This window comes from Novosphingobium kaempferiae, from assembly GCF_021227995.1.
Lineage (GTDB): Bacteria > Pseudomonadota > Alphaproteobacteria > Sphingomonadales > Sphingomonadaceae > Novosphingobium > Novosphingobium kaempferiae.
The window spans coordinates 2,051,833-2,072,739 of sequence record NZ_CP089301.1 but is presented as its reverse complement, the minus strand read 5'-3'; the positions used below and the strand labels follow the sequence as shown (position 1 = coordinate 2,072,739).

17 protein-coding genes are annotated in these 20,907 nt (G+C 69.4%); 3 read left to right on the top strand and 14 right to left on the bottom strand.

Annotation, left to right across the window (positions count from 1 at the left end; all coding sequences use genetic code 11):
* Positions 1-7: 7 nt before the first annotated feature.
* From LO787_RS09550 to LO787_RS09485, 14 genes are all read right to left on the bottom strand, one after another.
* On the bottom strand, positions 8-1,444 hold the full coding sequence (locus LO787_RS09550; protein WP_232495596.1) for a baseplate J/gp47 family protein: 1,437 nt from the start codon (positions 1,442-1,444) through the stop codon (positions 8-10).
* Entirely contained in the window at positions 1,437-1,913 is a 477-nt protein-coding gene (locus LO787_RS09545) for a hypothetical protein (RefSeq protein ID WP_232495595.1), read from the bottom strand. Before LO787_RS09545 ends, LO787_RS09550 begins: the two co-directional genes overlap by 8 nt.
* Positions 1,914-1,929: 16 nt before the next feature.
* On the bottom strand, positions 1,930-3,870 hold the full coding sequence (locus LO787_RS09540; protein WP_232495594.1) for a hypothetical protein: 1,941 nt from the start codon (positions 3,868-3,870) through the stop codon (positions 1,930-1,932).
* Positions 3,863-4,465, bottom strand: a complete 603-nt coding sequence (locus LO787_RS09535; RefSeq protein ID WP_232495593.1) for a hypothetical protein — start codon at positions 4,463-4,465, stop codon at positions 3,863-3,865. The genes LO787_RS09540 and LO787_RS09535 overlap by 8 nt, the downstream gene beginning before the upstream one ends.
* Complete coding sequence (locus LO787_RS09530) at positions 4,462-5,001, bottom strand: hypothetical protein (protein ID WP_232495592.1); 540 nt, start codon at positions 4,999-5,001, stop codon at positions 4,462-4,464. The genes LO787_RS09535 and LO787_RS09530 overlap by 4 nt, the downstream gene beginning before the upstream one ends.
* Before the next feature lie 31 nt (positions 5,002-5,032).
* On the bottom strand, positions 5,033-5,914 hold the full coding sequence (locus tag LO787_RS09525; RefSeq protein WP_232495591.1) for a hypothetical protein: 882 nt from the start codon (positions 5,912-5,914) through the stop codon (positions 5,033-5,035).
* Complete coding sequence (locus LO787_RS09520) at positions 5,911-7,086, bottom strand: hypothetical protein (RefSeq protein ID WP_232495590.1); 1,176 nt, start codon at positions 7,084-7,086, stop codon at positions 5,911-5,913. Before LO787_RS09520 ends, LO787_RS09525 begins: the two co-directional genes overlap by 4 nt.
* Positions 7,086-10,361, bottom strand: a complete 3,276-nt coding sequence (locus LO787_RS09515; protein WP_232495589.1) for a hypothetical protein — start codon at positions 10,359-10,361, stop codon at positions 7,086-7,088. Before LO787_RS09515 ends, LO787_RS09520 begins: the two co-directional genes overlap by 1 nt.
* Positions 10,362-10,385: 24 nt before the next feature.
* On the bottom strand, positions 10,386-10,655 hold the full coding sequence (locus LO787_RS09510; protein ID WP_232495588.1) for a hypothetical protein: 270 nt from the start codon (positions 10,653-10,655) through the stop codon (positions 10,386-10,388).
* Positions 10,656-10,670: 15 nt separating this feature from the next.
* A complete protein-coding gene (locus LO787_RS09505; protein ID WP_232495587.1) occupies positions 10,671-11,144 on the bottom strand; it encodes a hypothetical protein in 474 nt (157 codons plus the stop codon).
* Between the two features lie 35 nt (positions 11,145-11,179).
* The gene (locus tag LO787_RS09500) at positions 11,180-12,364 is read right to left on the bottom strand and encodes a hypothetical protein (protein ID WP_232495586.1); all 1,185 of its coding nucleotides are present in this window, start codon (positions 12,362-12,364) and stop codon (positions 11,180-11,182) included.
* Positions 12,365-12,439: 75 nt separating this feature from the next.
* On the bottom strand, positions 12,440-13,264 hold the full coding sequence (locus tag LO787_RS09495) for a hypothetical protein (protein ID WP_232495585.1): 825 nt from the start codon (positions 13,262-13,264) through the stop codon (positions 12,440-12,442).
* Between the two features lie 477 nt (positions 13,265-13,741).
* Positions 13,742-14,227 (bottom strand): EF-hand domain-containing protein, encoded by a 486-nt coding sequence (locus LO787_RS09490; protein ID WP_232495584.1) that lies wholly within the window; start codon positions 14,225-14,227, stop codon positions 13,742-13,744.
* A 31-nt stretch (positions 14,228-14,258) separates the two neighbouring features.
* Positions 14,259-15,065 carry a DUF4198 domain-containing protein gene (locus tag LO787_RS09485; RefSeq protein ID WP_232495583.1) on the bottom strand — a complete coding sequence of 269 codons (807 nt, stop codon included), beginning with the start codon at positions 15,063-15,065 and terminating at the stop codon, positions 14,259-14,261.
* A 129-nt stretch (positions 15,066-15,194) separates the two neighbouring features.
* On the opposite strand from LO787_RS09485, the gene LO787_RS09480 reads away from it, so the two are divergent.
* The 3 genes from LO787_RS09480 to LO787_RS09470 all read left to right on the top strand — a co-directional run bounded on the left by LO787_RS09480 (position 15,195) and on the right by LO787_RS09470 (position 20,675).
* A complete protein-coding gene (locus LO787_RS09480; protein ID WP_232495582.1) occupies positions 15,195-17,303 on the top strand; it encodes a TonB-dependent receptor domain-containing protein in 2,109 nt (702 codons plus the stop codon).
* Positions 17,304-17,308: 5 nt separating this feature from the next.
* Positions 17,309-18,073 carry an energy transducer TonB gene (locus LO787_RS09475; RefSeq protein ID WP_232495581.1) on the top strand — a complete coding sequence of 255 codons (765 nt, stop codon included), beginning with the start codon at positions 17,309-17,311 and terminating at the stop codon, positions 18,071-18,073.
* Positions 18,074-18,209: 136 nt separating this feature from the next.
* Positions 18,210-20,675 (top strand): PhoX family protein, encoded by a 2,466-nt coding sequence (locus tag LO787_RS09470; RefSeq protein ID WP_232495580.1) that lies wholly within the window; start codon positions 18,210-18,212, stop codon positions 20,673-20,675.
* The last annotated feature ends 232 nt before the right edge of the window (positions 20,676-20,907 follow it).

The window sequence follows — 20,907 nt, the reverse complement described above, 5'->3', positions numbered from 1 at the left end:
CGGGCTCCTAGAGAATCTCGAGCCCGGACGGGTCATCGACGAAGACCGCCACCTGATCGCGGCTGAGCGTCATGTTGTCGTTCTCAGGCAGCAGCGAAGCCTGCAAAGCCGCGGCATCCGACACCGCCGTCGCGAAATCGAATGCCGATGGCGAAGGCAGAAGTCGGGCCAGATGCAGGTCCAGAACGTCCTCGATCCCCGGCTCGTTCAGCATTGCCCACGTCACCTGCGCCGCGCGCACCGGCTCTCCGAACGACAGCCCGCGCACATAGGCGCGCACCCGGTCGAGTACCCGTTGCTTGAGCGCCATCGCGGCAGGCGAGGCGTTGACGCTGGCGCGGTCCCCGGCGGGCAGCGGCTCGCCCCTGACGACGAGCCGGGCATGGATGGCGACGCCGACTTCCTCGGCCTGCCGGATATCGGGGAAGATGCCGATCGGCCGCAAATCCTCCAGCGCTTCCGCAACCGAGGCGCGCAGCCCGTCGGCACCCTCCCAGATCGCCGCCGGGGAGGGCTTCACCAGCACCCGGAACGCGTAGCTGGAGCCATAGTCGCGCGCGGCGGAGAACAGGTTCTGGATGAAGTTGAAGTTGCCGAAGATCGAGCGGTCGAGGTCCAGTCCGCCATACTCGTCGATCACCTGCACTGCCTCCACGCCGGGCACCAGCAGCGCCGCCGTGCGCATGGCCTCGACGCTCCAGATCGAGCGGGGCGCGGAGAGAACGAGTTCGCGGTAACGCGCGTCGCTCCACAGCAGTTCGCCACCGGTCAGCGGCGCGGTGTGGGCGATGACTGCGGCCGCTTCCGACGCCATGGCATTGGCTTCGGCCAGTTCGCGCAGGCCGTCGAGCGCCGGGTCCACCGGGTTCCACAAGGCCAGCTTCGCCTCAGGGACGGCAGGGTCGAGGTTGTGCCCCGCGCCCGGATAGAAGGCCTGTACGCGCACGGTGACGGTGGTGCGCCCCTCGGTGAAGCGCGCGCTTTCGGACAGGGCGGCGTGGTGTCCGCCCGCACTCAGCAGCCGCGCGCCCGCTGGGATGACGAAGCCGCCCGCGGGCAGCGGCGCGGCGAGGGTCACGGACACGGTCCCGCTCGCCTGCAGTTCCGGGCGGGGCAGCCCGAGTTCCTCGCCCAGCCGCGACAGCGCGTCTCCGCTCGCGCTCGATACGAAGAGACTGTCGTAAAGCCCGGCCAGCGTGGCGTGGGTCCGCGCGTGTTCCAGCGCCGACATCTCGACCATGCGGCGCAGCACGGAGCCGGGCCGCACGTCCACGTCGTCACCGAAATAGAGCCGCGCGCGGGCGAGGCCCTCGGCCACCAGCCGGGCGTAGGGCTTGGGGTTGAAGCCTTGCGCGGTGAGGCCGTAAGCCCCGCCCGCGCTGTCACGCAGGTCGGCCTCGGCGATGGCCGAAGGGTCGATGGCGACGGTGTCCGCTTCAGGCATTCGGCAACCCCTCGATGGCAATGGTGGCGTATTCGCCGAGCACCGTCTCGAAGACGGCGACGACGGAAAGCGCGGTGGTGCGTTCGGCGGCGGATCCCGCGCCGGACGGGCCTGCGAACGGGCGCGACTCGCCGTCGATGCTGACCTCGACGATGCGGCGGATGCGGGCGTCGGACTGGAGCACGCGGATCACGGCGACGCGGATGCGCTCGCGCAGCATCATCGGGTCGCTCTCCTCGAACATGGCGGCGAAGGCATCGGACCCGAAGGCCTGGTTGAGCGGGTCGGTGCCGAGCCCGGTGCAGAGTGCAAGGCGCAAGTCCTGCGTCAGCGCGTCCATGCCCGAAACCAGCGCGATGTCGCCGTCCGCGAAGGCGATGTCCTGGCCGACATCCTCCTCGGTGCCGGTCGACACGAAGGCCGGGCCCCAGCCGAGGAGCCGCCTTGCGCGAAGGGTCGTCCCGTTCATGATCCGCTCCCGTGCGTCATGCCTGCTTCACGTCCATCGTGCCCGAGACTTCGACGGCGACGTTCTTCGCCTTGATCGTCACGGTGCCGTCCTGCTCCATGGTGATGCTTGCCTCGCCGTCCATCTGCTCGATGACGATGGCGTGGTCCGATGCGCCGTTGGTGGTGGGCCGGTCGCCCGCCCGGCCGAGCGCTTTGTCGCCCACGCGGATCAGCAGCCGCCCCACTTCAATGATGCGGTTGCCTTCGCTGTCGATGAGATCGTTGGTCGCCAGCGCGTCGGACGGGGGGAGGACCGGCCCGGCCATCGCCTCGTTCCTGTCGGCGGGTTCGACGCCTGTCGGGAGGGAGAGCCACCAGTCCTCCGCAAGCGCCTGCACCGGGCGCGCGGCATCGTCGCCGGGCTTGCCATGCCACAGCGCACCGACATCGACAGGATCCTCACGGTCCCCGCGCGCGTGGACGAGCATCACGCGCGTACCCGGATAGCGCGGAACGACCAGCCCGAACCGCCCCCACGCGAAGGGCGAGGCATAGGCGATATCTGCGGTTGTCGAGGGGGTGCCCCGGAATATCTCGCCCAGTGCCGACAGGCGCGGCGTGCCGTCGGGGTCGGTCGGGTTGACGATAACCTCGGTGGAGAGCGGCAGGTGGTCCGGCCCCGCCCCGGAGCCTGCCATCGCGGCGACGACCTCGCCCACTTGCGCGGGCATGCGGTATTGCAGGGTCCGCTCGACGGTGCCCTGCACCGAGGCGGAGAGCGCGCCTTCGGGCGTGCCGTCGTCGTGCGGGCGCGGCGCGGTTCTGGCCGGGGTGCCCGGACCGGACGAGGGCACGTCCCAGATCGAGGTGGGCCTGCCGCCGGTGGTCTCCACCTCTACGCCGGTGAGGATGGTGATGAAGCCGCTGTCGCGCTCGATCCGGTGGTTCACCGTGGCGACGTAAAGCTCCATCGCCTGTTTCCAGTCGGGCGCGATCGGCAGACCTTCGGGCGATGCCGCCAGCGGCGAGGCGGCAAGGGGGAAGGCGACCACGTCGCCGGGCCGGATTTCCGGCGCGCCGACCAGCGTCAGGCGGAAGCCGCGCCGCATCTCGGGCTTGGCCGTGGCATTGGCCGGGCCGAACTCGAAACGGGGATCGCGGCGCTCCGCGCGGGTCTCAGCCTGCGCGATGAGGCCGTTGTCGGCCGAGATGCCGATCGGCTTGGCTTTGATGCCGGTGTCGGAGAACGGCACCGCGCGACCGACGCCGATGCAGAGCCTGCCGCCGCGCACCAGCAGCGGGCCGCGCCCCTCGCGGCGGTGGATGCCCTCGATCAACTGGCCGAGCCGCTGCACCTCGCCCAGCGCCTCCGCGCCAACCGAGAGGTGCAGCGCGGGCATCTCCGGTTGCGGCGGGAGCGTGGGGTCGGGCGGGATCCGATACTCGCCGGGCGTGAAGCCGCATTGCTTCAACACGCCGACCACGGCCTCTTCGGGGGTGCGGAAGGAGCCGGTCCCGTCGGTCACGCGCCGCTGCGACAGGCGATGGGCGATCCACTCGCGCGCCTGCAGGGTGACGGTGTAGGCGACGCCCTCGACGGTCGGGGTGACGGCGGTGATCGCGAATTTGCCGACCGACACCAGCTTGCCCGTCGCCCAGCCGAGGCTGAGTTCGGCGACGAGGTCCACCTTGTCGGCCCTGTCGCATTCGGCCTTGGCGATGGTGAGGCGGTCGAAATCCTCCGGGTGCGCGCGCAGCAGCGCGATGGAGAATGCGCCCGCCGCCAGCCCCACCTGCGCATCGGCGTCGATGCGGGCGTAGTGGGTAGCGTGGCCGAAGGTCATCAGCGGCGGCGCTGCGCCAAGGAAGGGACGCTCCTTCAGCAGTTGTGCCGTGACCTGCGGGTCGGATGGCGAGATCGTCAGCGACCATGCGGCGGCGACACCCGGCTTGTCCAAGAGGCGCACTTCACGCATCGGCGAACGTCCGCCCGTAGCCGCGCGGGCGTCCGGAGCCCGGTCCCAGCCTTGCATCCGCGACGACGGGGGCCGCCTCGGGATACGCGCCATCCGCGAGCCGCCGCTGGACCGCGTGCCGCGCGGTCGGGGCCTCGAAGCGGGCCGTCGCAGCACCATGGTGCGTCCATTCGAAGGCGACAAACGACCCGAAGTCCGCCGCTCCGACGAGGCTTCCGGCGTGGATGCGCCAGCCGGTGATGCGCAGGCGCAGTCCGGGTGCGGCATTGCCCACGAAGCGCACCGGTCCGAGCACCAGCGGGGCGATCCCCGCCAGCGCGCCGCCGTTGCCTCTCAACAGCAGCCGGAGGGGCAGGGGGTGCTCCGAGGCGCTGGCGCTATCGCTCGCCACGGCTTCCTTCGGCACCGTCAGCCAGTACCGCGCGAGGCCGCTGGGTGCGACGAGTCCGAGCGACAGGCCGGGGCCGAGCGGCACGACATGCGGCAGCCCGGCGGCGATCGGCGATGTCGTCGCGGTGAATGCGGGCAGCGGCTCGGGCCGTTCGGGAACGGTGGCGCGCACGATCAGCGGAAGGGCGGGAGGGCGTGCCATCATCCCACCGCGAACTCGGCCAGCGTGCCCACTGCGGTGGCTGCCATGTCGAGCATGTCGGACAGGGGGCCGGGACGCGGCAGGTGGACGAGCGTCATCGACACGTCGATCACGTCGCGCCGGGTGGCGCTGGCGGAAAGGTTGAGCGACTGGACGTAGAGGTCGGTGCGGATCGTCATCGAGGTGACGAGCACCAGCCCGCCGACACCGCCGCCGGGAATGCGCTCCAGCACCGATCCGCGCACCCCCGCGTTGGCGACGCTTTCCAGCCGCTCCTTCCAGAGAAACCGGTCCCAGCCGATCAGCGAGGCGGAGAGCGTCAGCGTATCGTCGTGCGTGTCCGACAGCTGGCGAGAGCCCGCCGCGCCCAATGGCGGACGGTGGTAGCTTGACGCGACCGCGAGCGAGGACACCGCCCAGAGCGGGATGAACGACGGCCCGTCCGCCAGCACCGCCGAGGGCATCGCACGCGGGCCGAGTCCGGCCACGCCGTTGACGTCGGCCTCTATGAAGTTGCTGAGGAAGCTGCGTCTGGCCATCAGTGCGCTCCGGCGAGGTGGGGAAGGGAGGTCACGGCGCGTTCTCCGCGTCGGAGGCGATCCATCCGGCGAGCACCGGGAGCAGCCGCCCGAAGGCGGGCGCGGCGAGCGGGTCGGCGTCGGGACGGACCTGCAGCACCAGATCGGTCGGTCGCGGCGCGCCTGCAGTCGTGACGACGAGGTGCGGGCCGTCGGCGATGCGACCGATGCGGATCGCGGCGGGGGCGCCATCGGCGCGGCGCAGGCCGGGGTAGGCGGAGAGCTCACCGGCTCCGGCGATGGTCAGGCCGCTGCGGGCGAAGCGCAGGCCGTCGGTCATGTCCAGCAAGGCGCGCAGTTCCGGGCCGGGATCGACCTCGCGCATGGCGAGAGCGGCGGCGCGGTCGTCCGCAGACAACGGGGGGCGGGCGTCCACCCGGTCGGGGCGCAGCGCGATCAGTTCGGCGAGTTGCACGGCCTGCTGCCGGATCAGGCGCGGCGCGCGCCATGGCCGGGCTCCCGCCGCGACGCCGGTCACGAAGCTGCCGAGGTCCCGCGCGCAGAGCACGGCGGACTCCGGTCCGGGATAGACGCTGTCCACCCCCAGCACCGCCCCCGCGCCCGCGTGCATCGAGCCCTCGGCATCGAGCACGAAGACCACGTCCGAGCGGTTCCAGCCGAACGCCGCCCCGCCCGGATACTCGCGCGCGATCCGCTCGCGCCCGGAGAAATCCAGCATGTCGGCGAGATCCCAGACCTCCCCCTCGTCCAGCGACAGCCCGTCGCTCGCCTGATAGAGCGCGCCGAGTTCCGGCGGCACCCGTCCGTCCGCCATGGCGTGCGCGAGCGCCGGGCGAGGTGCGGGGGAGGCGGTGCGGCGCTCCATCCCGTCGAGCGCCGCGCCCACGGCGGCGATGCGCTCGTCCACGGTCATGGCACGATCCCCGCCATCTGCTCGGTCCAGCCGCCGAGCAGCGCCTTGCGTTCGGCCTGCGTCATGTTCGGCAGGATGCGGTCGATGAAGTAGCGATCGTGCGCGGCGAGGTATTCGCGGATCGCCTTGTCGGAGATGCCCACGGTCTTCATCTCCGCCGCCGCTGTGTGGCGCATGTCGGCATAAGTCGCTTTCGCGATCTGCCCCGGCGTCATGCGTGATCCGGGTTCGGTCGGGTGGAGGCCGGTGCGGCCCTCGATCGCGGTGATGCGCCCGTGCGGGCTGCCCGCGCGCGAATTGCGCAGCCAGATCGTTGGCGCGGCGTCGGGATCGTAGCCGAAATCGCCGAACACCTCCTTCATCGGGTGCGATTGGACCCCGTGGTGCGCGTTCAGCAGGGAGGTGGTCGAGACCTTGCGCGCATAGGGATCGATGCTCACCTGCTCCTCGCGGATGGTGATGCTGGTGCCGTCGGCCTGCACCGAAGTCAGTTCGTAGCGGTTGTCGACCACGCGCAGTTCGCCGGTGCTGCCGTCGCCGTCGAAGGCGCGGCGGTAGACGCCGGGGCGCTTGGGATCCTCCACCCATTCCTTGCGGCCCGCCCGGCTGTCCCGGAGCCGGTAGCCCTTGTCCCCCGGCGCCCGGCCCCTGCTGTCGAGGAAGTCCGCGGCATGGGGCCGCGGGGTCGATTGCGTGCCCTGCTCGGCGAAAGCGGTTAGCGGGCTCCTGCCCGACCCGGTCAGCGCATCGTGGAACTTGCGCGCCAGTTCGTCCTGCGCCGCCGGGGGCAGCACGAAGGGTTCGAGCGGCTTGGCGGCATCCGCCAGCGCGGCGTCGATCTCCTTGTACTTCTTCGCCAGCCGGGCGAAATTGCCGTCGAGGTCGGCCTTGGACGGTGCATCGTCGCCGAAGCGCATCACTTTTTTATAGATCGCCTCCAGTTCGAGCCGCAGCCGCAGCACCTTGTCGATCTGCCGCCCCCGCACGGTGACGTAGTGGTCGCCCGCGTGGCGCATCACCCAGACCACCATGTCCTCCACCATCTCCCCGCCCGCCGTGCCGTGCAGGCGGGAGAGGCGCGTCTTCAGCCGCTTGAGCGTCGCCGAAGCCTCGATCGCGCGCGCCACGTCGAAGGCGGTGTCGGCGTTCATGAAGCGCCAGAGCCTTGCCATCAGAACGTCCCCTTGCGGGCGCGTTCGGCGCCTTCGGACCTGGCCTTGTCGCTGTCGCCCTCTTCATTCAGCAGGCGCTCGATGTTGGTGCGGGCTATGGCCCCGTCCGCGCCGCTGGTGTTCCCGCCGCCCACCGTCAGCTCGATCTCCTTGACCAGTGCCTCCATCGCCGGACGGATTGCCGCCTCGACGACCTGGCCCATGACCTGATCGGTGGCGATCTCCTTCACGAAGGCGACGATGAGGCCGTGCTTGAGCTGGTCCGCGATCTCTTCGGCGACTTCCTTGGCTATGCCCCTGGCGATCTGCTTCGAGCCCGCCTTCACGCCCTGCCGCACGACCGCGACGGTGCCTTTCGCACCCCACTTCGCCGCCTTTCCGGCGAGCGGAATGAACGAGAACGCGCCCTCCAGCTCGGCCATGAACAGGTCCAGCTCCGCGTCGGCGAGGGCATAGACCTTGTCGGCGTCCATCAGGCCCTTGAGCATGTCCATCCGCTCGTGCGCGTCGTGCAGGTGGATCGCCGCCATGCCCGCCTGCGCCGCCGCGCCCAGCGGGGGGCACACGACGCTGAGCAGCAGCATCCCGGTGAATTCGAAGAACTGGTTGATGCCCTGCCGCCCCAGCTCCGCGCTGAACGCGCGGTCCAGCCCCTCGGCATAGCGGGAATCGCCGAGGAAGCTTGCGCCGATGGCCTGATGGGCCAGCAGGTGCAGCCCGCCGAGCACGACCGTGGTGCCGGGCACGTCGGCCTTGGCGATGTCCTCCTGTATCTTGGAGGCGCGGAAGGCGAACTCGGCGGGGCCTTCCGCTTCGGCGGTGATCTTCGTGTTGCCGTCGAGCATCTCTGCCAGCAGTGCGCGCAGGTAGCTCTTGAGCATGTCCGGGCGGGCCTGCGCCATCATCGCGGCTTGCGGCAGGTCGGTGATCTTGCGGATCAGCGGGTCGATGGCCTCGGCCGTGCCGGTGCCGAGCGCGATGGCCTGCTCCAGTTCCTCCATCGTCCACCGCCGCCCGCGCGGATCGCGCACGCGCGGCACGTCGTCGGTGCCGAGTTCGACCCTGGCCTCGACTTTCGCCTGCCCCGCTTTCGTGCGGGAATCGTACAGGAGCGTGGTGCTCTGCTCCTCGCCGATGGCCGCCGTCAGCGCCTGCCGCGCCTCGCGCCACGTCGCGTAGCCGGAGGCCACCGTGCTGGCGACGGTGCGGCGGTTCTCGTTCAGCCAGGCGGTCAGCGTCTTGCGCAGCAGCTGCAGTTCCGCCTGCGGCGCCATCATCTGCACCAGCATCGTCTCGACCAGCTGGGCATAGCGATCGAAGTTGTTCACCCGCAGCAGGATCTCGTGCCGGGACGAGAGGCACAGCTGGATCAGGATCGACTTGCACGCGACCTTGAACCCGAAGGCGATGGAATCGCGCATCGCCGGCGAATATTCGTGCAGGAAGTGCAGGTGCCACGATACGCCATCGCCGGTGTAGTAGCTGCCCAGTCGCGCGGCGTTGGCCTTGTCGCGATAAGCGTCGAACAGCAGGTTCGACATCGCGGTCATCATCGGCACCGTCCCGCCGAGGTGACGGATGGTGCGCAGGACCGGGCTGTCGGCGGGCTCGAAATCGACGTCGCCCAGCGATCCGCCGCCGCTGACGCGCCTGAACACCGGGGACAGCGTGGCCGCGACGCCCGCCGCGCTCATGCCGGTATAGGCGACCATCGGGGACTGGTCCGCCTTGGGCATCACGCCGGTCATCGTCGCCGCGCGCACGCCTTCGAAGCCCGATGCGTTGGAGGCACGCGCGCCCCACATCTTAGCCGCGCCGACGAGGAAGGAGCCGGGATACTTCCCCTCCGGCATCGACAGGCGAAAGGCGACGCGCCGCATCATCTCGCGCAGGCGCTCGCCGACGGGGCCGAGGTCGTCGAACGAGAGTTCGCCATTCAGCGGCCCGAGGTCGATCTCCACTGGCTCGCCGCCGGGGCCGGAGGGGAACACGAAGCGGGCGGACGTGCCCTCGGCCTCGCCCTCCTCGGACCCGCCCCCGGCGCGCGCCTTCGCCTCGCCCGAGGCATCGCCATCGCCCACGCCGTCGCCGGTGCCGCTTCCGCTGCCCTTGGGGCCGCCCTTGCCCTTGCCCCGCGCGCCGGTGCCGCCACCGCCGCCGCCTTCGCCGTCCTCCAGCAGTCGGGGATCCCAGTGTGCGTAGACGATGGGATAGAGCTTGATCGGCCTGCCGGAGCCGATCACGTCCGGCACCGCTCCGTAGGCGACACCGCCGCTGCCGTCCGTGAAGCGGGCGAAGGTCAGCGACGCGCCGCCATTGCGCTTCTTCGCGTCGGCTATCGCCGCCTCCACGCGCGGATGGATCACCGCGCCGAGGTTCCTGCGCAGCGTCGCCGCGTCGGCATCGCGCAGCTTGCCCCTGGCGGTCTGCCGCTTCTCCTCGATCACGCCTTCGATGAAGGCATCGAAGTGATCGCGCATCGCGGCCGCGACGTCCTGCCCCGGCGCGGCGGATTCGATCTGGCCGACGCCGGTGAGGCTGACGGGGCTCGGCTGCGCCTTGCCGTGGTCGTTCTCGTCGACATGGAACACATCGACGTTGCCGAGCGAGAACATCCGGTCGACCGTCAGCGTATCGACATCGCCGTTGAAGTCGGCAAGGCCGATCCAGAACGTATGGTCCTTGAGGAACAGGCACCCGATGCGCCCTTCCGGCGCGGAGACCCGCCCTACCGAGGCGGGGCGGGCCAGCAGCGAGCGGATCGTGTTGCGGAACGCCTCGTCCAAGGCCCTTTTGGTGGTGAAGCGATAGAACAGCCCGACGTAGCCACGCGGGTACGCCATCTGGAATTCGCGGGGCTCCACCGCGAAGACGATCTCGTCCGGGTGCGCGCCCGATGCTGTGTCGTAGCTGGGCGCGAGGTAGCTGCCGGGCACCATGCGGTCGGCATCCGGCACCGCGCCTTCGCCGTCGCGCAGCGGTTCGGGGGCGGCGGTGTCGGCGGGGCGGTGGAGTTCGGGCTCCACGCCCGCGCGGATCGCGCCCGCGACGATGGCCTCCAGCGCGGCGCGGTGGGCGGGGTCGAGGCGGCCCATGGCGCCGCGCCAGCAAAAGGTCGGCGTGGAGAGCGTCAGCGAAAGATAGTCGCCACGGTCCTTCAGTTCCTCGGCAGCAGTCTTCGCGGCGCGGGCGCAGGCGCGCTGCACGGCGGCTTCCAGCACCTCATGCCCGCCCGGAGCGGCGGTGCGCGGGTCGAGCCGAAGCCTGACCGGCATGGAGACCGAGAGCGCCATCGCCGACTAGCCCGGATGGCCCAGACGCGCGGCGGCGCGGCGCAGCGCGTCGCCGGTCATCTGCCGCAAGTCGGCCTCACCGCCGCCCGAGACGATCTCGATCTCGACCGGAAAGACGACCTGCACCATGGCGCGGGCATCCTCGATCGCGGCCTCCGCCTCCGCTGCGGAGCCCGCTGCCGGGTAGACCAGCTCGTTCTCGTGGACGACGGCAAGGCCGGTCGTCAGGACGCGGCGGGGTGGGGGCAGGCCGCTGGAGAGGCCGATCACGCGCATCGGTCAGCCTCCCGCTCAGACGCCGACCTTGGTGGATGCGACCGCGTAAGCGCCCGCGTTGCTCTCGGTATTGCCCGACTTGGCCTTGCCCGACATCGCGAAGCCTGAGAACGTCGAGGTCGGCGCGCCCGATATCGAAGCGTTGGTGGGCGTGACGTTGGTGATGATGCAGTCGGCCAGCACGATGCTTTCGAACGCCCAGTCCGCCTCGTCGCCGTCGCGCACTTCGAGTTCGATGTTGAACGGGATGCCCTGCAGCGCGAGGTGGGTCAGCCGGGCCGAGGCGCCGTCCGCCCCGATGGCCTTCACCGTCATCGAGAAGTTCACCTGATCGGGCGAGAAGATCACGCCGATGTGCGTCGCCTCGATCGAATGGACCGGCTCCGCATTCAGCGAGAACGAGGGCTGGAAGGAATCGATCGGGGTGATCTGCCTGACCTGGCCGTTCTCGGTGTACTTGACGGACAGGCGTGAGCGCCAGTTGGACATGACGGGTTCCTCCTAAGCGGGGGTCGGAAGCGGGGTTAGAATCGGGGTTGCAGGGCGATGTTCAGCAGGTGGACCGCCGGCCCGAGGGTGATCGAGACGAGCATCTCCACCACCCGCTCGGCCCGCGCCTCTGCGACGGCCTGCGCCTCTCCGGCGGAGCGGGAGGCTTCGGGGACGCGCAGGATCTCCAGCACCGGGATGAGCACCGAATAGCCGTCTATCCCGCCGGGACCGATCAGCCGGTCGAGGATGCCCTGCGCGCGGTTGACCACGCCGTTGAGGCCCGCGCGGGTGATGCGCGCATCGCCGATCATGCCGATCAGCCCGGCCTTCAGGCGGTACTCCACGTCGTCGAGCAGGCGCACGACATCGATGTACTTGAGCGAGGCGTCGCTGGTGAAGGCGCAGCCCTCGGCGAAGTGCAGGCTCTCGCCGGGGATCAGCGTGGGATCGATGATCGGGATCACCTGCGCCTCGGACAGCGCCTTGATCTCGGTCGGGCCGAACTGCTGGGCGAGGGGGAGCGAGAAGCCCGCGACCTTCTTGAGCACGATCGAGGCCGCGACCGGCTGCCCGGCGATGGCGGATGCGGCGGCGCAGCCCACGTCGGGCGTCTCTCCCGCATCGTCCGCTCCGCGCGCCGCCACGCAGACGAGGCGCGAGACCGAGGACTTGAGGCCGTCTACCGAGGCGGCCACGTCTTCGGCATATGTCGCGGACTTCGCCAGCGCCGGGTCGATGGCGAAGACGCCGATGCGCTTGGCGCCGTCTGCGGAGGCGCCCTCGACATGGTCCTTGAGCGCCTTGATCGCGGGGTTCTTGTCCGCCGCCGTTTCGCCCGCGCCGGGCTTCTTCGCGTATTGTCCCGCGACCGCGACGAACGTCACGTCGTCCGCTGCCAGCAGCGCGCCCAGCGCTGCGGCAAAGTCGCTGCCGTCAAGTTTCACGCCGTAGATCTTGGAAGGACGCGGCGATTGCAGAAGCGCGGCCTTGAGGCCCACGAACAGCGCGGTGGAGGTCGTCACCGCGCCAGTCGGGCCGACGTCGGCGAAGGCGGCGGCGGCCTCGGCGATGGAGCCCACGGCGACGGGCACGTTGGCCGCCGCGCTGCCCTTGTTGGACGCGCCCACCACGGCGAGCACGCCCGGCGCGCGCTGCGCCACGGGTTGCAGGCCCTTGGTGTCGATGGTCACGTCTATGAACGGATAGGCGATCGACATGCAGTTTCTCCGATCAAGGCCGGTCCCCAGCATTCCGCCTGCCGCGCCGACCGGAGGCGCGGGGCGGCAGGAAAATCAGGCGGTGGCGATTGCGATCCCGTGGGTGCGCAGCCACGCGGAGGCATCGCCAAGCCGCGCGGCGGGAGAGCCGCCGGGCCAGTCGGTGTCGTCGAACCAGTTCGCAGGCGCGATCCAGACCGCGATGACATCCGCGCGGCGGCGCAGGCCGGGCGTGGGCGCGGCGGCGATGCCCTCGGTGCCGAGCCGCTCCTGCAGCCGCCGGGTCCGGCGCATCAGCGCGTCGAGCGAGAAGCCGGAGGCGGCGGGGTCGACGATGAGGATCGCGGCGGCGAGTTCCAGCCGCACCGGGACGGGCGCGGGCGGGGCTTCGGAGGCGAAGCGGACCTGAAAGCCGCCAACCTGCTCGGGCGCCCATTCGCGGGCCAGATAGCCGTCGCCCTCCGGGCCGAGCAGGGCCGTGACGTCTCCGCTGTCGATAGTGCCCGGACGCTCCGCCGCCTCGCCCAGCCGGGTGGCGAGTTGCGCGTCGGTGCCGGTGCGACCGACGAAGGCCCCGGCGACGCGGTCCACGCGTCCGCCGCCGACCTGCCCCCGGCCGATCACGGCGCCGCGCCAGACCGCTGCGCCGTCGTCGGGCGCGCTGCTGCTGCCTTCGAGGTCGAACTGGCCCTCGGCACGCATGCCTGCGCCGTCCCAGCGCGCCTCGATGCGGCCGATCTGGCGTTGCGGGAGGGCGGCGGGGAAAGTCAGCGCATCGAACGTTGCAGACCACGGGGCGTCCAGCGTTCCGGGCTCGAAGTCATAGGCGGCAAGCGCGATGCGTTCGAGCGCCCCGGCATCGAACACCTGCCCGCGTGTCGACGCGGAGGACAGTCGCACGAAAAGGCGATCCTCGAACCGCAAATCCCCGCCCCTTTCATATGAGTATTGATCCGAATGAAGTTCGGATAAATTCAAGACTCGGTGAAGTCGGATCGGAGACTGATTTGAATCAAAATCGCGGTCAACGCGGTTTTGTGTGACATTTGTTGTGAGGATTATTAGGGATAAATTGCGTGTTTATGCCGATAAAGGGCGAGCAGAACTGCTTCGAGAAGCTCGACTCGGCTCCAGTTTGTTGTGCTGACCCTCGACGGCACAGTACGCCTGCTTCGGCAGGCCGTCCAAAGGGTGAAGTGCGTCTCGTCCCGTGCAGGGCACGGCGCGGCTTGGGCGTAGTCTCGTCATTGCGAGCGCAGCGAAGCAATCCAGCGTCGTGAGCCGACCGGGGATTGCTTCGCTGCGCTCGCAATGACGATGTTTTGGGTTTGCTGGCTGCTCACGCGCCACCTGTCGGCAGCGCGTGAGCGGGAAGGTTCAGCCCTTGCCGCGCGCAGCCTGACGGCGTGCGGCGGTCGCGGCGACGTCGGCGGGGGAGACGACGCCGTCCTTGTCCGCGTCCTGTTCGGCGAAGGCGCGCCCGCCCGAGACGTCGAACTCGGCCTGCGTCATCTTGCCGTCCTTGTCCTTGTCGAGCACGCCGAAGCGGACGTGGGTCTGGCGGATCTGGCGCTGACGCTCCTCGGTTTTGCGCTCCTCGGTATCGTCCGAGGCGGCAAGCTGCTGTTCGAGGCGCGCAGTATATTCGGCGAGGTATTCCGCTTCGGAGACCCAGCCATCCTTGTTGGCGTCGGTCGCCTGGAAGCGGGCGACGCGGCCCTTGTCGAACTCGGCGCGGCTGACGCTGCCGTCGTGGTCGGCGTCGTAGTCGTGGATGAAGGCGTTGCCTTCATGCGGGGCGGCAAGCGCGGGCGAGGCGGCGGCCAGCAGGGCAGCACCGGCGGCGATCAGGGCGGTTTTCATCTTAGGTTTCCTCAAAAAAGCGACGCGGCACTCAGGCGGCGTCGAAGACCAGGGTGTAGGTGTAGCTGCGATAGGGCGTCTCGGACCCGGCGGGGGCCGCGCCGCGATGGCGCACGAGGACGAGGTAGGTGCCCGCGTCCGGCGGGGTCACGCTGAAGCCGCCGTCCTTGCCGGTCTTCACCTCGGCGGCGATCTTGCGGCCGTCGTAGTATCCGGCGGACCGGAACACGGTGATTTCCGCACCGGCCAGCGGCTTGCCGTCGAACAGCACCGCGAAGCTGGCGGGCGATCCGGCGGCGATGCCGTTGGGGTGCGACTTGGCGGCGATCTCGAGCGCCTTGCCGGTGGGCTTGAGCGCGGTTTCGCTGGGCGCGCCGCGCGTCACGTAGGCTTCGGCGAGCGTCATGCTCTGGACGTCGACCATCTCGGCGCCCGCAGGCGCCTCGCCGCCTTCGCCGCGCATCACCCATTCCTCGCCGCGCTTGAACATCTTGCCCTTGCGCCCGGCGCGCTGGCCGGTGGTGACGCGCCAGGTGCCGTCTGACGGGATGTTCGCTTCGAACACGGACAAGTCGCGCAAGTGCGTGACCGGCTGGACCTCGTGCGGCTGGCCGTCGGGCCCGACGACGTGGAACGGCGCATCGCGCATGGCGACCTCGGGCACGAAGGCGTCCTCGGCGAAACTCGACTGGACGGTGATGTGATCGGCCTTGCCCACGTCGAACTGGGTTGGGAGCACGTAGGGCATGTGCGCCCAGGCGGTGGCCCCCATGCTGCCGGTGGTGCCGAATGCCACGGCAAGGAATGCGGCGGTAAGCCGCGACTTGGTCGGAATCATCGGAAATCCCCTCTGAATGTGCATTAGGAACTAAAGATATTGAGAATCACTTGCAATAATTTTTTGTCGTCGTATCAGCGCCGCATTCCGGGGGCGGGTCGCTCCCGCTTCCTGAGGGGGATCACGGTAATGACGATGTTGAAGGCCGCGCTGGTTGCGGGCACCGCGCTGGTGGCGTTCCAGCTTCCGGCGATGGCGCAGGATGGGGCGCAGGACGCGGCCGCGCAGGAAGAGGCGGACACCACGCGCCTCTCGCTCGACCGCGTGGTCGTCTCGGCAGGCACCGAGAAGGTCGCGATCGATACGCCGCAGGCGGTGTCGGTCATCGAGCAGGAGGACATCGACCGCGCGCAGGCGTCCACCATCGGCGACCTTCTGGCCGACGTTCCGGGCGTCAACGTGCAGGGCGGCGTCAGCCAGCTGGGCCAGGGCTTCAACATCCGCGGCATGGGCACCGCGATCGGCGATTCCGACAACCGCATCCTGATGACGGTCGACGGCGTGACCAAGTTCTACGAGCAGTACCGCATGGGCGCGTTCTTCAGCGAGCCCGAGCTGTACAAGCGCGTCGAGGTGCTGCGCGGTCCCGCATCGTCCACGCTCTACGGCGCGGGCGCGCTGGCGGGCGTCATCAACTTCACCACCAAGGACGCCTCGGACTTCCTTGCCCCCGGCGATCCGATCGCGGTGCGCCTGAAAGGCGCGACCGAGACGAATGCCGAGGCCTATACCCTCTCGGGCATCGTCGCGGTGCAGCCGATCGAGGGCGTGGAACTGCTGGGCAGCTACAACCTGCGCCGCTCGGACGACTACAAGAGCGGCAACGGCGACACCGTGCCCGCTTCCGCCAACGAATCCGACAGCTGGCTCGCCAAGGCGCGCTTCACCATCGGCGGCAACAAGAAGCACGCGATCTGGGCGTCCTACCAGGACTGGATCAGCGACGCGCCGCAGGTTTACGACCAGATCTCGGCGGCGACCGGCGCCTCGCTGATGCGCCGCCGCGTCCATGACAAGACTGCCGTGGTCGGCTACGTCAATGATTTCGACGGCAGCAAGATCCTCAACATCGAAGCGCAGGCCGCCTACTCGCTGTCGCGCGTTCACCAGACCGAGACGACGTTCCTCGGCGCCAACCTCGCCTATTCCGAGTTCTCCTACGAGAGCTGGCAGGCGAACCTGCGCAACACCAGCGAGTTCGACCTCGGCGGCGACTGGACGGCGTACCTGATCGTCGGCGGCCAGTGGAGCACGCAGAAGCGCCGCAACCCGCGCGTTACCTTCGGCGGCGTCGTCACCCCCGGCGCGGGCACCCACCCCGAAGGCGAGATGACCCGCACCGGCCTCTACAGCCAGCTTGAGATCGTCTGGTCGGACAAGCTGACGATCATGCCCGGCGCCCGCATCGACTGGACCAACCTCAAGCCCGGCAGGACCGTGGTGGGCGGCACCGTGCTGACCGACAAGGTCAAGGACCACGCCGTCTCGCCCAAGCTGGCGGCGCTCTACAACCTGACCGACTGGCTCGGCGTGTTCGGCTCGGTCGCGCACACGGTACGCATGCCCAACGTCGACGAGATCTTCACCCGCTCGGCGACGCGCCCGAACAACCCCGATCTCAAGCCCGAGGAATCGGACAACTACGAAGCCGGCTTCACGCTCGCCTTCGACGACGTGCTGGGTCGCGGCAGCCGCCTGCGCACCAAGACGACGCTGTTCCAGAACGACGTGAAGAACCTCATCGTCAACGTATCTGCCGCAGCGGGAACGCCCTATTTCCAGAACATTGGCCGCTCGCGGTTCAAGGGGCTGGAGATCGAGGCGGAATACGGCCTCGGCAACGTTTTCGTGCGCGGCAACGCCTCCTTCATCGAGGGCAAGGACCGGCTGACCGGGCTCTATCTCAACACCATCCCCGCCAACACCTACCGCCTGACCCTCGGTTATGCCGATCCGGCGAGCGGCTTCTCCGGCGGCTGGACCGGCGAGTTCGCCGAGAAGCAGGACAAGGTGAACACCGGCCAGTTCGCCTCGGCGGGTTCGGGCCTGCCGTCGCCGGGCTATACCGCCCACAACGTCTTCCTGACCTTCCGCCCGCAGACGGAGCCCGGGAAGAAGGGCGGCTTCGAGTTCCGGCTCGCGGTGGACAACCTGTTCGACAAGCAGTTCCGTCGCCACCTGTCCGCGCTTGCGGCGGAAGGCCGGAGCTTCAAGTTCACCGTCGCGAACACGTTCTGACGGCGATGTACGGCGAGCGGCGTCCTTTCCGGATCGGGGCACCGGCGGCAGCGTCGCTGGCGGTCAACGGGGCGTTGCTTGCCGTATTGCTCGGCCTCGGCGCAGGGGGGAAAGCGCCGGGGCCGCGCTTGCCGGCGCTGACTTCGGTCTCGCTGGCGGTGACGAAGGGTGCCGAGAAGGGCGAGGAGGAGGCCGAACCCACCGCGCAGCCCGCCGCAGCCACGCCCGCTGCGGCCCCCTCGCCGCCCGCGCCGGAGCAGCGCGCCGTGCTGCCCCCGGTCGTGCCGCTCAGTCCGCTGGTCGTTCCGGTGACGCCCGGCGAGGCGAAGCCGGTACCGGTCGAGGCCCGGCCCGTGGCTCCGGCGGCGCCCGCCGCGCCCGCTGTTCCGGCGAAGGCCGCCGCTGCGGCGGCTGCGGCTCCCGCTCAGCCCGCACGCAAGGGCGCGGCGGACGGTCTTGCCGTGCGCGCGCCCTCGGGCACCGGGCGCGGCTATGCGGCGAAAATCCAGTCGTGGATTCACGCCCACAAGATCTATCCGCGCCGCTCGCGGATGCGGCACGAGGAAGGCGTGGTGCAGGTGCGCTTCACGCTCGACCGCGCCGGGATGCTGCTCGACGGTGCGGTGCTGCGCGGGTCCGGTTTTACGGCGCTCGATGAGGAGGCGATGGCGGTCCTGCGCCGCGCCTCGCCGTTCCCTCGCGCGCCGGTCGAAGTCACTGGCGAACGGATAGAATTCACCGTTCCAATAGAGTTTTCGCTCAGTATCTGAGGCCCGTGCGACGGACGGTTGCGGCCCATTGTCGAATGATGGTCATGATAAAGCCATCGAATTGACACTGAACTTGCGCTTTGGCGTCATGAATCAGTCCTAGCAACGCCCCCGCGACCAAAAGGGGGCAACAACCATGACCGAGATGAATCCCGCCACCACCTATACGGATGGTGACGTAGACACCAACGACACCACGCAGCGCTCGCTTGAGAGCATGGCCGCCGAGCGTTACTCGCGCCGCCAGGCCCTCTACCGCGGCGCCGGCGCGACCACGATGGCCTTCATGGGCACCAGCCTGCTCGCCGCCTGCGACGACGAAGGCGCCGAAGGCAGCATCGGCGGCAGCGTCACCGTTACCGCGGGCAGCAACGTCGCGACCAGCGCGGGCCGTCCGGTCACGCTTACCGGCAACGTTTCGGGCAGCGGCAGCGACATCGGCTGGACCCAGCAGAGCGGCCCGACCGTCGAACTGACCGGCAGCGGCAACGTGGTGAGCTTCATCGCCCCGGCCGTGTCGACCGCCACCGACCTGATCTTCCAGTTCAGCGCCAAGCCGCTGATCGGTGCCGCCAAGACCGCCACGACCACCGTGCGCGTCTCGCCCGCCGTCCTCGGCTTCACCGCCGTCGCGCATAGCCTGGGCGACACCGTGGTCGTGCCGGAAGGCTACTCGATCACCGTCATGACCCGTCTCGGCGACCCGATCGCCGCGGGCGTCGCCGCCTACAAGAACGACGGCACCGACGCCGACTTCGACAAGCGCATCGGCGACCACCACGACGCGCTGCACTTCTTCGGTCTTTCGGCCACCGGCACGCCGGACCGCAACACCTCGACGCGCGGTCTGATGGTCCAGAACCACGAGAACATCACGCAGACCTACCTGCACCCGACCGGCGCCACCGCCTCGCCGCGCCCGCTGGCTGAAGCGCTCAAGGAAATGGAATGCCACGGCGTCTCGGTCGTCGAGTACGCCGATGCGGGCGACCGCAAGTGGAGCTACAAGCAGGACAGCACCTTCAACCGCCGCATCACGCCGAACACGCCGATGGCGTTCAACGGCCCGGCGGCAGGATCGGCCTACCTCGTCACCGCCTACTCCAAGGACGGCAAGGCCGGTCGCGGCACCATCAACAACTGCGCCAACGGCGTGAGCGGCTGGAACACCAACCTCACCTGCGAGGAAAACTACGCCGGCTACTTCCGCCGCGACGCCTCGGACGATGCCAAGCGCACGATCCCCGAGATCGACTCGCTGAACCGCAACGGCATCACCAGCCGTTCGGGCAGCTACTCGTGGTCGACCGCGTCGAGCACCGACACGCGCTTCACCCGCTGGAACGCGACGATCACCGGCGCGACGTCGGCCGACGACTTCCGCTACGAGCCGAACCAGTTCGGTTGGGTGGTCGAGATCGACCCGTACAACCCGACCTCGACCCCGCGCAAGCGCACCGCGCTGGGCCGTTTCGGCCATGAAGGCGCGTTCGTCCGCGCGGTCGCCAGCCAGAAGGTCGGCGTCTACATGGGCGACGACTCGCGCGGCGAATACCTCTACAAGTTCGTCTCGAACGCCACCTGGGCCGCCGCCGACGCGGATGCCGCCGACCGCCTCGCGATCGGTGACAAGTACCTCGACACCGGCACGCTCTACGTCGCCCGCTTCAACGCGGACGGCACCGGCACCTGGCTGCCGCTGGTCTACAGCCCGACCTTCCCGAAGCGTCCGGCCAGCGGTTCGTACCGCGAGTACACCTTCACCAGCCAGGCCGACATCTGCGTCAACACCCGCTTCGCCGCCGACGCGGTGGGCGCGACGCCGATGGACCGCCCGGAATGGACCGTGGGCAATCCGGTCACCGGCGAAATCTACCTCACGCTGACCAACTCGAACAACTCGTTCCGCCCGGTCACCGGCACCAACGCCGCCAACCCGCGCTCGTACAACGACCCCAAGGGGCCGTCGAACACCGCGCAGACCGGCAACCCGAACGGCCACATCGTCCGCCTGCGCGAAGACGGCGACACCACCAGCGCCACCAGCTTCAAGTGGGACATCTACCTGTTTGGCGCGGACTCGACCGATGCCGATCCGACCAACGTCAACATCTCGGGCCTCACCACCGCCAACGACTTCTCCAGCCCGGACGGCGCGTACTTCTCGCGCTCGACCAACCCTTCGGGCCAGATCAAGCCGGTGATGTGGATCGAGACCGACGACGGCGCGCTGACCGACCGCACCAACTGCATGCTGCTCGCCGCGATCCCGGGCACCGTGGGTGACGGCGGCGCGAAGACGATCACCAACACCAACGGCGGCACCGGCACGCAGAACACCTTCGTCGGCGCCAAGGCGACGGCGGCCAACCTGCGCCGCTTCCTCGTCGGCCCGAAGCAGTGCGAGATCACCGGCATCGACCAGACGCCGGACGGCCGCACCCTGTTCGTGGGCATCCAGCACCCGGGCGAGGACGGCACTTACGCGGCGCCGGGCAGCAACTGGCCCTACACGCAGGCCGGCACCCCGGCGGCGACCGTGCGTCCGCGCTCGGCGCTGATCGCGATCACCAAGAACGACGGCGGCGTGATCGGCCTCTGATCGGTTCGACGGGTTCTCCTTTCGGGAGAATGCAGGGGGAGGGAGCGCCGGCGGGCGCTTCCTCCCTTCGTCGTTAGGCAAACCCGACCGTCGTCATTGCGAGCGCAGCGAAGCAATCCACGGTCGGCCCACGCCGCGCCGGATTGCCGCGCGGCTTCGCCGCTCGCAATGACGATCCGGGCGGAACGATTGATGCCTCGGTTGACTAGGTAATATACGAAACATATACGCA